This is a genomic window from Paracoccus lutimaris, from assembly GCF_003337565.1.
GTDB classification, from domain to species: domain Bacteria; phylum Pseudomonadota; class Alphaproteobacteria; order Rhodobacterales; family Rhodobacteraceae; genus Paracoccus; species Paracoccus lutimaris.
The window spans coordinates 58,347-72,807 of record NZ_QPJL01000015.1 but is presented as its reverse complement, the minus strand read 5'-3'; the positions used below and the strand labels follow the sequence as shown (position 1 = coordinate 72,807).

Sequence of the window (14,461 nt, the reverse complement as noted above, 5' to 3'; positions counted from 1 at the left end):
ATTGGCGCTATGCCTGAAAACGCGCCTCGATTCATTCACCTTCGCACACATTCCGAACATTCGTTGCTGGAAGGCGCGATCCCGGTCAAGAAGCTAGCCGATCTGGCAGCGCAGAACGGCATGCCTGCCGTGGCGCTGACCGATACCAATGCGCTGTTCGCGGCGCTGGAGTTTTCGGTCAAGGCGCAGGACACGGGCGTGCAGCCGATCATCGGCTGCCAGATCACGCTGGAATCGGCTGTGGCGGGACCGGCGGTGACAGGGCCGGTGGTGCTGCTGGCGCAGAATCAGGCCGGCTGGCTGAACCTGATGGAGCTGTCGACCTGCCTTTATCTGCGCGACGACAAGTCCCTGCCGCATGTCACGCTGGAGGAGCTTGCCGCGCGCGCCGAGGGGCTGATCTGCCTGACCGGCGGCGCGCTGGGGCCGGTCGGGCTGCTGGTCCAGCAGGGCCGTCAGCATGACGCAAGCGATCTGGTCGCGGAACTGGCGCGCGCCTTTCCGGGCCGGCTTTACATCGAGCTGCAGCGCCACCACGACGCCGAAGGTCGCCCCGTCCCCGAGGAACAGGCCGCCGAGGGCGGCATGATCGACATCGCCTATGCGCTGGACCTGCCGCTGGTCGCGACGAACGATGTCTATTTCCCCAAGCCCGACCTGTTCGACGCCCATGACGCGCTGATCTGCATTTCCGACCGCGCCTATGTCGATCAGACCGCGCCGCGCCGGCGGCTGACGCCGCAGCATTATTTCAAGACCCCGGCCGAGATGGCGGCGCTGTTCGCCGATCTGCCCGAGGCGGTCGAGAACACCGTCGAGATCGCCCGCCGCTGCGCATTCGCGGTCAGCAAGCACAAGCCGATCCTGCCCATCTTTGCCGAGGACGAGGTCGAGGAACTGCGCCGTCAGGCCTGGGACGGCCTGCGCGCGCGCCTTGCCATCATCCCCCATGCCGTGCCCCTTGAAGAATACGAGGAACGCCTGCGCTTTGAGCTGGGCATCATCGAGCAGATGGGATTCCCGGGCTATTTCCTGATCGTGGCCGATTTCATCAAATGGGCCAAGGATCACGGCATTCCGGTCGGGCCGGGGCGGGGCTCGGGCGCGGGCTCTCTGGTGGCCTATGCGCTGACCATCACCGATCTTGACCCCTTGCGCTATTCGCTGCTGTTCGAGCGGTTTTTGAACCCTGAGCGGGTCTCGATGCCCGACTTCGATATCGACTTCTGCATGGACCGCCGCGAAGAGGTGATCCGCTACGTCCAAGAGAAATACGGCCGCGACAAGGTCGGCCAGATCATCACCTTTGGCGCGCTTTTGTCCAAGGCGGCGGTGCGCGATGTGGGGCGGGTGCTGCAACTGCCCTTCGGGCAGGTGGACCGGCTGTCCAAGATGATCCCGGTCGAGGGCGTCAAGCCGGTCAGCGTCACCAAGGCCCTTGCCGACGAGCCGCGCCTGCGCGAGGCGGCCAAGGAAGAGGTTGTCGGCAGGCTCTTGGACTATGCCGCCAAGATCGAGGGGCTGTTGCGCAATGCCTCGACCCATGCCGCCGGGGTGGTGATCGGCGACCGGCCGCTGCACCGGCTGGTGCCGCTTTACCGTGATCCGGCCTCCGACATGCCGGCCACGCAGTTCAACATGAAATGGGTCGAGCAGGCCGGGCTGGTCAAGTTCGACTTTCTGGGCCTGAAGACGCTGACCGTCATCCAGAATGCCGTCGATCTGATCAACGGCGGCGGGCGGCCTTTGCATGTCGCCGCTGACGGGCGCGAGCTTTACCAGCCTGCGGCGGGGGCGGAAAACCAGATCAACGCCATCCCGCTGGATGATGTGGCCAGTTACGAGCTGTTTGCCAGCGCCCGCACGGTGGCGGTGTTCCAGGTCGAAAGCTCGGGGATGATGGATGCGCTGCGGCGCATGAAACCCACCTGCATCGAGGATATCGTGGCGCTGGTGGCGCTATACCGTCCCGGCCCGATGGAGAACATCCCGACCTATTGCGAGGTCAAGAACGGGCTGCGGCCGCTGGAATCGCTGCATCCGACCATCGACCCGATCCTGGCGGAAACTCAGGGCATCATCGTCTATCAGGAACAGGTGATGCAGATCGCGCAGGTCATGGCCGGCTATTCGCTGGGCGGCGCCGACCTGTTGCGCCGCGCCATGGGCAAGAAGATCGCCGAGGAAATGGCCAAGGAGCGGCCGAAATTCGTCGAGGGCTGCAAGGCGCAGGGGATCGACGCGAAGAAGGCTGGCGAGGTCTTTGACCTTCTTGAGAAATTTGCCAATTATGGCTTCAACAAGTCGCATGCCGCTGCCTATGCCGTGGTCAGCTATCAGACCGCATGGCTCAAGGCCAACCACCCGGTCGAATTCATGGCGGCGGTGATGAACTGCGATATCCACCTGACCGACAAGCTGGCCGTCTATAAGCGCGAGGCCGATCGCATGGGCATCGAGACGGTGCCGCCCTGCGTGAACCGCTCGCTGGCGACGTTCAGCGTGCGCGACGGCAGGATCGTCTATGCGCTTGGAGCGCTGAAAGGCGTCGGCGTCGAGGCGATGCGGTTGATCACCGATGCGCGCGGCGATCAGCCCTTCAAGGACATGCATGACTTTGCCCGCCGCGTGGACATGCGCCGGGTGGGCAAGCGCCCGCTGGAGATGCTGGCCCGCGCCGGAGCCTTCGATATTCTCGAAGAAAACCGGGGCAAAGTTCTGAAATCTCTGGATGGTCTGGTCGCGTGGTCCTTGGCCGTGCAAGAGGCGGCGCAGTCGAACCAGTCCTCGCTTTTCGGGGGCGGCGAGGATCTGCCGCCCCCGCGCCCGGTGCCGGCACCGATCTGGCTGCCGGCCGAAAAGCTGGGCGAGGAACATGCCGCCGTGGGCTTTTACCTGTCCGGGCATCCGCTGGACGACTATCAGCCCGCGCTCAGGCGCAAGAACGTGCAGACGCTGGCCGAGGTGACGCAAGCGGCGCAGGATGGGGCGCTGGTCGCATCATTGGCGGGGACGGTGGCGCATCGGCAGGAAAAGAAATCCGCGCGCGGCACCCGTTTCGCCTTTGTCGGCCTGTCCGATCCGACCGGGCTTTACGAGGTCACGGTGTTTTCCGACACGCTGGACGCGCATCGCCAGCACCTTGAGCCGGGCGAGAATGTCGTCCTGCAGGTACAGGTCGAACCCTCGGGCGAGCAGGTGAAGCTGCTGGCGCGCGGGGTCACGCCGCTGGACCAGTTCGTCGCCGATGCGGGCGCGAACCGGCTGGCGGTCGAGATCACCGGGCTGGACGCGGTGCCGGGCATTGCCGCGGCCTTGGCACGCATTCAGGCGGAGATTCGGGCGCCGTCCCGCGCCTGCGGGCCGATTGCGCTGCGGCTCAAGGATGGCGATGATCTGGTCGATGTCGAGATCGCCTCGGACGCGCCCCTGACGACGCCCGCGCGGCAGGCACTGCGCGCGGTGCCCGGCGTCCTTGAGGTGCTAGAGGAATAAGCGTTGGCATCGCCTTCGGATCAGTGCTTTAGTCCGGCCATATTGCTTTGCGGTTAACGATCAGGAGATTACATGCGCGCACCATTCATCAGTCAGGGAAGCGTTCCGTCGAATGACGGCACCGTCACACGCTATGTCTCGCCGGAGGCGGTGGGCAAGGCGTGGTATAGTCCCGCAAAGCCGGTGATCTTCGTCAATGGCATGCAGAATTCGGGGGGCGATCATCAGAAAAGCGGGCTGGAGCTGTCGCTGATGGTCGGCTCGCCAGTCTATGGCGTTTTCAACAGATCGGCTGGCATCGTCAGCGACGTGTTCCAATGCGCCACCGACAAGCTGCGGCTTTCCGGCGTTCAGGCGGAAAAGGCCGGCGGCCAGACCGACTGGTACAAGACCGTCGAGCTGATGTACCAGTGGGAGCGAAAGCGCAATCCCGGCCTGACCAAGGATGATTTCGTCTATGGCCTGCTGGGCTCGAACGAGGCGACCAAGGCGCTTTATGCGCTCTTGATCGGCACGCCCGGCGGCATGCTGGGGGCGCCGATCTATGCCCATAGCCAGGGCAACCTGATCACCTCGAACGCGCTGACCGGGGTCATGCTGGCGCGCGGCCCGGCGGCCATTGCCGGGATCGAGGTGCACAGCTTTGGCTCGCCCGCGCGCTGGTGGCCAGCGGGGCTGAAGCAGCAAAGCTATTCCTTCACCTTTGATCTGGTGGCGTTTCTGGACCTGCGCGGCGACTGGAACAGCTCCTCGGTCGGCTATCGCGGCTCGCACGGGCCGAACCCGTTCACCCATGGCTTCAAGTATTACGCCGCCCATGACCCTGAATTCGTCATCAACCGCTTTCGCACCGGCGGCCTGGGCGTGACCTTCAACATGGATGAAAAGGGGCTGGCGAAGTTCTGCGCCGGGCTTGGCAACAACACCAAGCGGCTGCGCAGCATCTTCGACCGGCTGGAAAATCACCATGATTCCGACAGCGATGATGTGGCGGTGCTCTATGTCGAGCAACTGACCGATCAGCAACTGAGGGCCTTGCAGACGACCGACCCGGTTTTCGTCCAGCAACTGGTCCGGCTGTTGCAGGACGGTTTTGTCGCAGGGGACGAGCGCCGCGCCATCGAGCGGCTCAAGGCCGTGCAGGCGATGGCCTGATCCCGGCGCCCTGTCGCTGGCATGAGCTGATCAGGGCGCCCTTGGCGCCCTTTTCCAATCCGCCCCTCGTCCATCGCAGGGGGGCGGCCCCGGCCGGGCCGCCGCGACGATGTCGCCGCAAGGCATTGAACTGGAAAGGGCGCGGCAATGACGCCGCGCCCCTTGAACTTGATCTGCAACCGGATCAGTTGCGGGCCTTGTCGACCATCTTGCCCTTGGAGATCCAGGGCATCATCTCGCGCAGCTTGGCGCCCACCTGTTCGATCTGGTGTTCGTCGTTGATGCGGCGGGTGGCCTTGAAGAAGGGCTGGCCGACGGCGTTTTCCTGCATGAAGTCACGCACGAACTTGCCGGTCTGGATGTCGGTCAGGACCTCCTTCATGCGGCGCTTGGTTTCCTCATAGGGAAGGATGCGCGGACCCGAGACATATTCGCCATATTCGGCGGTGTTCGAGATCGAATAGTTCATGTTGGCGATGCCGCCTTCGTAGATCAGGTCCACGATAAGCTTCACCTCGTGCAGGCATTCGAAATAGGCCATTTCCGGCTCGTAGCCGGCCTCGACCAGGGTTTCGAAGCCCATGCGGATCAGCTCGACCAGGCCGCCGCACAGAACCGCCTGCTCGCCGAACAGGTCGGTTTCGCATTCCTGGCGGAAGTTCGTCTCGATGATGCCCGAGCGACCGCCGCCGATGGCCGAGCAATAGCTCAGCGCGATGTCCTGGGCCTTGCCGGTCGCGTCATTATGGACCGCGAACAGGCAGGGCACGCCGCCGCCCTTGGTGTATTCGCCGCGCACGGTGTGGCCGGGGCCTTTCGGGGCCATCATGATCACGTCGACGCCGGGCTTGGGCTCGATCAGGCCGAAATGCACGTTCAGGCCATGGGCGAATGCGATCGCCGCGCCTTCGCGCAGGTTGTCATGGACGTATTTCCTGTAGGTCTCTGCCTGCAGCTCGTCGGGCATGGTGAACATGATCAGGTCGGCCCATGCGGCGGCCTCGGCGATGCCCATGACCTTGAGGCCTTCGGCTTCGGCCTTCTTGGCCGAGGGCGAGCCTTCGCGCAGAGCGACGACAACGTTCTTGGCACCCGAATCGCGCAGGTTCAGCGCATGGGCATGGCCTTGCGAGCCATAGCCCAGCATGGCGATCTTCTTGTCCTTGATCAGGTTCACATCGCAATCGCGATCATAGTAAACGCGCATCAGCGTCTCTCCGTTTGTTCGATGCCATGGTTCTAGCAAAGCACGTGGGCCAGTTCTGTGCAATTTTCGCGATTTCTCTGGAAATTTCACGATTATCATGCCAGAAGAAGCGTAAAGGTGAAAAAATCATGCCCGACGCAACCGACCGACGCATTCTGCGTCAGCTTCTGGCCGATCCTGCCATCGCCAATGCCGATCTGGCCGAGCGGGCAGGGGTGACGTCCGCCAGCCTGTGGCGGCGGCTAGAGCGACTGCGCGAAACCGGCGTCATCCGCGCCATCGAGTCCCGCATCGACTGGCGCGCGCTGGGATATGAGGTGCAGGTCAGCCTGCGCTTCACGCTGGACAAGACCGAGCCGCGCGCCTTTGACGATTTCATGGCCGCCGCCCGCAAGGTGCCGGAGGTGACCGAGATCCAGACATTTCTGGGCACGGTCGATCTGCGGCTGTCGGTCATTGCCCGCGACATGGCGCATTGGCAGCAGGTTTACCGCGACAGCATCCTGACGCTTCCGCATGTCTCGGACAGCGATGCGCTGATGCTGGTCTCGACCATCAAGGACGTGCAGGAGCTGCCGCTGTGAGCGCGCCCTTGCAACCCGACGCGACCGATCTGGCGATCCTGCGGCTGCTGGCCGGGGATGCGACGCTGAGCGCGGCCGAGATCGGGCGCAAACTGGGTATGACCCAGCCCGCGACCTGGCGGCGGATCAAGCGGCTGACCGAGGCGGGCGTGATTGCCGGGCGGCGCATCGTTGTCGATACCGCCGCACTTGGCTTCGGCGTCACCGTGTTTCTGGGCATCCGGCTGGCCGCGAAAGGTCGCACCAGCCTTGAGGACTTTGAGCGCGCGGTGACCGCCATCCCAGAGGTGCAGACCGTCCAGCACGTCCTTGGCCAGTTCGATTACCGGCTGCGCATCCATGCCCGCGACATTGCCGATTTTGAACGCATCCTGCGGCGGCGGATCATGACCCTGCCCGGCGTCGGGCAGGTCGAGGCGAACGTCATGCTCTCCGAGGAACGCCGGCCGGGGCCGCTTTAGGTCACGCCCTTGTTGACTTGCATAATCCGCCGCGCCGGGCCAATCAGGCGCGGTATAACTGACAGGTGACCGATGGCGAGCCCCGCTCCGTTCTCGCGCTATGAATTCCTGATCGCCTGGCGCTATCTGCGCGCCCGCCGGGCCGAGGGCGGGGTCAGCGTGATGACCTGGATCAGCCTGATCGGCATTGCGCTGGGGGTGATGGCGCTGATCGCCACGCTGGCGGTGCGCTCGGGCTTTCGCGCCGAATATGTCGACACCATTCTGGGCGCGAATGCCCATAGCACCATCTATTACGCGCCGACCTCGTTCTATAACGAACTGACCGAGGAAACCTATATCAGCCCCGGCCGGATCGAGGATTACGACGCGCTGGCGGCAAAGATCGCCCAGATCCCCGGCGTGACCCGCGCGACGCCGGTGGTGCGTGCGCAGGTCATGGCCAGCCAGGCCGATGCCGCCAATGTGGCCGAGGTTTACGGCGTCACGCTGGACACGCTGAAAGCGATGGAGCGGATCGCGGATCCCGAAACCTCGGGCGGCAATATCGACGACTTCGACCGCGGCGTCGCGCTTGGCGTCGGCCTTGCGCGCGAGCTGGGCGTGGGGGTTGGCGACAAGGTGCAACTGACCGCGCCGCAGGGCGCCAAGACCCCCTTCGGCACCACGCCGCGCCGCGAAAGCTATGACGTGGTCTATGTGTTTTCCGCCGGGCGCTATGACATCGACCGCACCCGCATCTATATGCCGATGCCCGAGGCGCAAAGTTTCTTCAACCGCGAGGGTGTCGCCGACGAGATCGAGGTCTTTGTGAGCGACCCCGAACAGGTCGACAACTGGACGCCGCAGCTTCTGGATGCGGCGGGCGAGCGGGCGCAGGTCTGGACCTGGCGCGATGCCTCGGGCGATTTCCTGCGCGCGCTGGATATCGAGGATAACGTGATGTTCCTGATCCTTGGGATTCTGGTGCTGATCGCCTCGATGAACATCACCTCGGGGCTGATCATGCTGGTCAAGAACAAGGGCCGCGATATCGGTATCCTGCGCACCATGGGCCTGACCGAGGGCGCGGTCCTGCGGGTGTTTTTCCTGTGCGGGGCATTCACCGGCGTTCTTGGCACCATCGCGGGGGTGATCCTTGGCGTGGCCTTGGCGCTGAATGTCGAACATATCATGACCTTCCTGAACTGGGCCTCGAACGGGGGGGCGTGGAATGCCTCGGTGCGCGGCATCTATGAGCTGCCGGCCAAGCTGCGCGGCATCGACATCGCCAAGGCCGTGGGGCTGTCGCTGTTTCTGTCCTTCGTCGTGACCATATTCCCGGCCCGCCGCGCGGCCCGCATGAACCCGGTGGAGGCCCTGCGCTATGAGTGACGTGTTGCGGCTGGAGGGGATCTCCAAGACCTATGGCAAGGGCGGCCCGGCGCCGGTGCCGGTGCTGTCCGACCTGTCGCTGTCGGTCGGGCGCGGCGAGGTGGTGGCGCTGGTCGCGCCCTCGGGGGCGGGAAAATCGACGCTTCTGCATATCGCCGGGCTTCTGGACACGGCCGATAGCGGGCGCGTGCTCTTGAACGGCCGCGACATGAGCGATGAGAGCGACCGCAGCCGGACCGAGGCGCGGCGCGAGGCGCTGGGGTTTGTCTATCAGTTCCACCATCTGCTGCCCGAATTCACCGCCGCCGAGAACATCGTGTTGCCGCAACTGGCGAATGGCGTCGCCGACCGCGCCGCGCAGGCCCGCGCGCAGGACCTTTTGACCCGCGTGGGCTTGAGCCACCGCGCCGATCACCGTCCGGCCCAGCTTTCGGGGGGCGAGCAGCAGCGCGTGGCCTTCTGCCGGGCGCTGGCGAATGCGCCCGCGCTTTTGCTGGCCGATGAGCCGACCGGGAACCTTGATCCCGGAACCTCGGACAAGGTCTTTGACGTGCTGATGGCGCTGGTGCGCGACACCGGCCTTTCGGCGCTGATCGCCACCCATAACCTTGAACTGGCGGCGCGCATGGACCGGGTGATCCGGCTGGGCGCGGAATGAGGGCGGCGGCGATCCTTTGCGCCGCTGCCCTTGCCGCGCCGGCCAGCGCCGACCCGTTCGAGCAGTTCGGCACGGCGATGAAATACGGGCTGCCGCTGGCGGCGGCGGTCTGCGCCGTCGATCAGGACCGGGCCGAGGATTTCGCCGTTCGGGGCCTTTTGCAAACCGCGGTGGTCTGGGCGATGAAGGAATATATCGACGCCCCCATCGCGCGGCGTCCCTCGGGCGAGATGGGGGGATTTCCCTCGGGCCATACGGCGATGGCGTTTTTCGGCGCGGCGGATCTGGCCGGGAAATGCTTTGACGACCAGCCCGAGGCCGGGGCATTCGCCTATGGCGCGGCGGGCCTGACCGGCTGGAGCAGGGTTCATGCGGGGCATCACAGCCCGCAGCAGGTCTGGACCGGCGCGCTGATCGGCCTCAGCTTCGGCGCGGCCAGCTTCGGCATCGGCACCGATGGCGCCAGTTTCGAAGTCGGGATGAAATTCTAGGCCGGATCGGGCAGGGCATTGGACGGGGAAACATGAACGATCATATCGTCGGCATCTGCCGGTTTTCCTTTCTGGGCCGGGGCGACTGGGGCGCCTATATCGGCACCGCGCGCGGCTCCGAGGCCGAGGCCGAGGCTCTGCGCCAGAGCGCGCTGCAGCTTTACGCCGAGGACCGCCTGCGCTTTCGCTTTCGCGCCTTCGAGGCGCTGACGCTGGCCTCGATGCGGGCGCAGGCCCATGAGGATTTCACCCTGATCGTGCTGAGTTCGACCGCCATGCCCGCGGCGTGGCAGGCCCGGCTGGGGGCGCTTTGCCTGACGCTGCCGCAGGCGCGGCTGGTCCTGTCGGACGAGACCGATGTCGCTGCGGCCCTGGCGCCGCATCTGCGCGAGCTTTCGGCGGGCGGCAGGCGGCTGGTCCAGTTCCGGCTGGATGACGACGATTGCGTGCCCGCCGATTTTACCGCCCGGCTTGCGCGGGCGGGCGAGGTGATGCGCGACTATGACGCCTTTGCCTTTTCGTTGCCGCGCACGCTGCTGGCGACGCGTTACGGCGATGCGGCGCCAGCACGATACGAGCAGATACAGCCCTTTCATGCGGCCGGCGCTGCAGTGGCGCTGCCGGTTCGGCGCACGGCCTCGCGCGTGGCGCGCAGCATCTTTGCCTTTGGCCATTTCGCGCTGATGCGGCGCTTTCCGGCACTGACCGATCCCGGACCCTACGGCGCCTTGCAGCTGAAGGTCGAGGGCCATGATTCCCGGACGATCCGCCCGAATGAACCGGGCCTGACCGCGCTTGACGAGGCGCAATTCGCGCAAGCTCTCGCAACCGGATTTCCGTTTCTGGACCAGCGCGCCTTGGCGGATTTGCTCGCCGTGCCGGCGGCTCCGGCCTGAGCCGGGGCGGGCTTGGCGGCAATGAAACGGTTGAAACAATGCCTGGCCGGTGCGGCCGGCAGCTCGATGGCCATGGCCGGATCAAGCGGAAATCTGACGAATAGGTCAGGGATCCCTTTGGCGATAAAAGCTGATTGCGTAAAGTTTTTGTGGTAATATTTCGTTGTTGGACCGCCGGACGCGAACCGATCCGGGGGCCGTTTTCGCTGTCTTGCAAGGGCTTGCACAAGCGGGGCGAACGAAATGCGAACCATTCGGCCATTGAACCCGGCGCGTGAGCTTCCTATTTTGTCGGTCAGCAGGAAACGCGCGCTGCCTGATCCCAGGGGCCGGGTTTCTTGGCGAGAAAGGACCAAATAAATGAACGAACTCGCTCATACCTCCCATCCGGTCCTGCCGTTGCGGGATATCGTGGTGTTTCCCCATATGGTCGTGCCGCTGTTCGTCGGGCGCGACAAATCGGTGCGGGCCCTCGAAGCGGTGATGGAGCAGGACCGTCCGATCCTTCTCGCGGCGCAGAAGGATGCGGCGGTGGATGAGCCTGCTGCCGACGGAATTTTCCGGACCGGCGTGCTGGCCAATGTGCTGCAACTGCTGAAGCTGCCCGACGGGACCGTGAAGGTGCTGGTCGAGGGGCGCGAACGTGTCCGGATCACCGGCTTCGTGCCCAATGAGAATTACTTCGAAGCCACCTGCGAGGCGCTGCCCGAGGAAGCCGGCGACAATGACGCGCTGACCGCGCTGACCCGTGCCGTCGCCGAGGAGTTCGAGCGCTACGTCAAGGTGCGCAAGAACATCCCCGAAGAGGTCGTCTCGGCCGTTGCCGAGGCGCGCGAACCCGCGCGTCTGGCCGATCTGGTCAGCGGCCATCTGGGCATCGCGCTGGACAGAAAGCAGGAACTGCTGGAAACGCTAGTGACCGCCGATCGTCTGGAAAAGGTCTATGGCCTGATGCAGGGCGAAATGTCGGTCCTGCAGGTCGAGAAGAAGATCAAGTCCCGCGTCAAGACGCAGATGGAGAAGACCCAGCGCGAATACTATCTGAATGAGCAGATGAAGGCCATTCAGAAGGAGCTGGGCGACGGTGAGGATGGCGGCAACGAGATCTCCGAACTGGAGGAACGTATCGCCAAGACCAAGTTCAGCAAGGAGGCCCGCGAAAAGGCCGATGCCGAGCTGAAGAAGCTGAAGTCGATGTCGCCGATGTCGGCCGAGGCCACGGTCAGCCGCAACTATCTGGACTGGCTGCTGTCGCTGCCTTGGGGCGTGAAATCCCGCATCCGCAAGGATCTGGGCAAGGCCGAAGGCGTGCTGGATGCCGACCATTACGGGCTGGAAAAGGTCAAGGAACGCATCGTCGAATATCTGGCGGTGCAGAACCGCTCGGCCAAGCTGAAGGGGCCGATCCTGTGCCTTGTCGGGCCTCCGGGCGTCGGCAAGACCAGCCTTGGCCGGTCGGTGGCGCGGGCGACGGGGCGCGAATTCATCCGCATCAGCCTTGGCGGCGTGCGCGACGAATCCGAGATCCGCGGCCATCGCCGGACCTATATCGGCTCGATGCCGGGCAAGATCATTCAGGCGCTGAAAAAGGCCAAGACCACGAATCCGCTGATCCTGCTCGATGAAATCGACAAGATGGGCCAGGATTTCCGCGGTGACCCGGCCTCGGCCATGCTCGAGGTGCTGGACCCGGAACAGAACGCGACCTTCGTCGACCACTATCTTGAGGTGGAATACGATCTGTCGGACGTGATGTTCGTGACCACGGCCAACAGCTACAACATGCCCGGGCCGCTGCTTGACCGGATGGAGATCATCCCTCTGGCCGGCTATACCGAGGACGAAAAGCGCGAGATCGCGCGCCAGCACCTGCTGCCCAAGCAGATCACGGCGAACGGCTTGCGCAAGGGTGAGTTCACGGTAAGCGACCAGGCGCTGACCCATGTGATCCGCTATTACACCCGCGAGGCGGGCGTGCGGTCGCTGGAGCGCGAGATCGCGAAACTGGCCCGCAAGGCGGTGACCGATATCCTCAAGGGCAAGGCCAAGACCGTCGAGGTCGACCCGGCCAAGGCCGAGGAATATCTGGGCGTGCGCCGGCATCGCTACGGTCTGGCCGAAAAGGACGACCAGGTCGGCGTGGTGACGGGCCTGGCCTGGACGCAGGTCGGCGGCGATCTTCTGCAGATCGAGGCGCTGAAACTGCCGGGCAAGGGCCGGATGAAGACGACCGGGAAACTGGGCGAGGTGATGAAGGAATCGATCGATGCCGCATCGTCCTTTGTCCGCTCGATCAGCCCCGAGATCGGGGTGAAACCGCCGAAATTCGAGAGCGTGGATATCCATGTCCACGTCCCCGAGGGCGCGACGCCCAAGGACGGACCTTCGGCGGGCATCGCCATGGTGACCTCGATCGTGTCGGTTTTGACGCAGATCCCGGTCCGCAAGGACGTCGCCATGACCGGCGAGGTCACCTTGCGCGGCAATGTGCTGGCCATCGGCGGCTTGAAGGAAAAGCTGCTGGCGGCGCTCAGGGGCGGCATCAAGACCGTGCTGATCCCGGCCGATAACGAGAAGGACCTGGCCGAGATTCCGGCCAATGTGAAGGAAGGGCTGCGGATCATTCCGGTGAGCCATGTGCGTGAGGTTCTGGGTCACGCATTGGTGCGCAAGCCCGAACCCATCGAATGGGACGAGGCCGCAGAGGAGGCGGCCGAGGCCAGCAAACTGGCTGCGGCACGCGACCAAGGCAGCGGCGGCGCCACCGTCGCCCATTGATACTGAAACCGCGCGGGCCCGTCCCGCGCGGTTTTGTCTTGGTCGGTGCTCCACATCAACAAGGAGTTCGTCCATGGCTAAGGCAGACCGAAAGCGCGGGCCCGAACCTGCGCCTGACCCCGAAAGCGCAAGGGTGCTGCAAAAGCGGCAGCTGATGGCGCTTGTGGTCCGACGCACCGGACTGCGCAGCAGCGATATCAAACCCGTCGTCGAGGCCACGCTGGCCGAACTGGGCGACGCCATCGCTTCGGGCATGACGCTGGCATTGCCCCCGCTGGGGCGCGGGCGCGTCAGCCGCCGGCTTGACCAGAGCGGGGCCGAGATCATCACCCTGCGCCTGCGCCGGAAACCCGAGGATCAGCCGCCGCAACCGGCGTGAAATTTTCGCGCGCAGACCCTTGCGGCAGGGCCTTACTGCGGCTATCTAGCCCGCACCGGGCGATTAGCTCAGCGGTAGAGCGCTTCGTTCACATCGAAGATGTCAGCGGTTCAAATCCGTTATCGCCCACCATGATTATCCCTGCTATCGCGATTTCGCGGCGATAGCAGGGGAAATCCCCCGGCGCGCGGCGCATGAGCCACGAAACCCTGCTGTCGCGACGATCTCCGGCAACTGCCTTGCGGCGGATCTTGCACAGCTCCTTGCCGGTCGGCTTGCGGTCCCGGGCCCCGGCCGATCTGCGGCGTTTCATCGCCTTGCCGGATCCGGGATGGTGCGCGTGACGCAGCGGCGCGACGTCATGGAGCGCGTGAAGAATTCCGATACATAAAAGTTTAAGAACAGGTAGTTGCAGAAATGTGACCGGTCTTTTTAGTCAGATTTACTTGAGCTTTCGAGATTTGTATAAGTCGGCTAGATTTATCGCGGACGGCGATGCGCTTGGTTGAAGGTAGTCTTTAATGGCAGTATTTCCTGGTGGTTCCGGCAATGACACTATGGTGGAACGCCGGATGCGGATTCCATTTCGGGTCTGGGCGGGAATGATACGCTCGGCGGTGCTGCCGGCAACGACACCATCGATGGCGGCTCCGGCAACGACAACCTCGATGGCGGCCTTGGCAACGACATTCTGATCGGTGGCACTGGCACCGATTCCATTCTTGGCGGCGAAGGCCTCGATACCATCGATGCCGGGAACGAGAACGATACCGTCGATGGCGGCGGCAATGCCGACAGCATCAATGCCGGCGATGGCCTCAACCTGGTCTCGGGCGGTGGCGGTCATGACACGATCACCGCAGGCAGCGGGAACGACACGATCGATGGCGGCTCGAACAATGACGTCATCAATGCCGGCCAGGGCAGCAATACCATCTATGGCGGCAGCGGCCATGACACGATCACCACCGGCGATGCCGCCG

11 protein-coding genes, 1 tRNA gene and 1 pseudogene are annotated in these 14,461 nt (G+C 64.3%); 12 read left to right on the top strand and 1 reads right to left on the bottom strand.

All coding sequences use genetic code 11. The features are described 5' to 3' along the window. The first annotated feature begins 9 nt into the window (after nt 1-9). Together dnaE and DFP89_RS13780 are read left to right on the top strand one after the other, a co-directional pair. Nucleotides 10-3,495 (top strand): DNA polymerase III subunit alpha, encoded by a 3,486-nt coding sequence (gene dnaE, locus DFP89_RS13785; protein ID WP_114349970.1) that lies wholly within the window; start codon nt 10-12, stop codon nt 3,493-3,495. Nucleotides 3,496-3,567: 72 nt separating this feature from the next. Beyond that, nucleotides 3,568-4,650: a hypothetical protein gene (locus DFP89_RS13780; protein ID WP_114349969.1), complete on the top strand. Its 1,083-nt coding sequence runs from the start codon at nt 3,568-3,570 to the stop codon at nt 4,648-4,650. 184 nt (nt 4,651-4,834) lie between these two features. Here the strand turns inward: DFP89_RS13780 and ilvC are convergent, their stop codons facing one another. Then, a complete protein-coding gene (gene ilvC / locus DFP89_RS13775; RefSeq protein WP_114349968.1) occupies nt 4,835-5,857 on the bottom strand; it encodes a ketol-acid reductoisomerase in 1,023 nt (340 codons plus the stop codon). 128 nt (nt 5,858-5,985) lie between these two features. On the opposite strand from ilvC, the gene DFP89_RS13770 reads away from it, so the two are divergent. From DFP89_RS13770 to DFP89_RS21185, 10 genes and pseudogenes are all read left to right on the top strand, one after another. Further along, nucleotides 5,986-6,441, top strand: coding sequence for an Lrp/AsnC family transcriptional regulator (locus tag DFP89_RS13770; protein ID WP_114349967.1), 456 nt, complete (start codon nt 5,986-5,988; stop codon nt 6,439-6,441). Then, nucleotides 6,438-6,902 (top strand): Lrp/AsnC family transcriptional regulator, encoded by a 465-nt coding sequence (locus DFP89_RS13765; protein ID WP_181870341.1) that lies wholly within the window; start codon nt 6,438-6,440, stop codon nt 6,900-6,902. The genes DFP89_RS13770 and DFP89_RS13765 overlap by 4 nt, the downstream gene beginning before the upstream one ends. Before the next feature lie 72 nt (nt 6,903-6,974). Continuing rightward, nucleotides 6,975-8,276: a lipoprotein-releasing ABC transporter permease subunit gene (locus DFP89_RS13760; RefSeq protein ID WP_114349966.1), complete on the top strand. Its 1,302-nt coding sequence runs from the start codon at nt 6,975-6,977 to the stop codon at nt 8,274-8,276. After that, entirely contained in the window at nt 8,269-8,934 is a 666-nt protein-coding gene (locus tag DFP89_RS13755) for an ABC transporter ATP-binding protein (RefSeq protein WP_114349965.1), read from the top strand. Before DFP89_RS13760 ends, DFP89_RS13755 begins: the two co-directional genes overlap by 8 nt. Continuing rightward, entirely contained in the window at nt 8,931-9,425 is a 495-nt protein-coding gene (locus DFP89_RS13750; RefSeq protein WP_114349964.1) for a phosphatase PAP2 family protein, read from the top strand. Before DFP89_RS13755 ends, DFP89_RS13750 begins: the two co-directional genes overlap by 4 nt. Nucleotides 9,426-9,457: 32 nt before the next feature. After that, entirely contained in the window at nt 9,458-10,321 is an 864-nt protein-coding gene (locus DFP89_RS13745) for a glycosyltransferase (RefSeq protein ID WP_114349963.1), read from the top strand. Nucleotides 10,322-10,681: 360 nt separating this feature from the next. Further along, nucleotides 10,682-13,099: an endopeptidase La gene (gene lon / locus DFP89_RS13740; protein ID WP_114349962.1), complete on the top strand. Its 2,418-nt coding sequence runs from the start codon at nt 10,682-10,684 to the stop codon at nt 13,097-13,099. A gap of 73 nt (nt 13,100-13,172) precedes the next feature. Next, nucleotides 13,173-13,478, top strand: a complete 306-nt coding sequence (locus DFP89_RS13735; protein WP_114349961.1) for an HU family DNA-binding protein — start codon at nt 13,173-13,175, stop codon at nt 13,476-13,478. 57 nt (nt 13,479-13,535) lie between these two features. Continuing rightward, nucleotides 13,536-13,610 (top strand) — tRNA-Val (locus DFP89_RS13730). Nucleotides 13,611-14,061: 451 nt separating this feature from the next. Then, nucleotides 14,062-14,439 (top strand): annotated as a pseudogene (locus tag DFP89_RS21185) (calcium-binding protein); the annotation flags it as partial. Between the last annotated feature and the right edge of the window lie 22 nt (nt 14,440-14,461).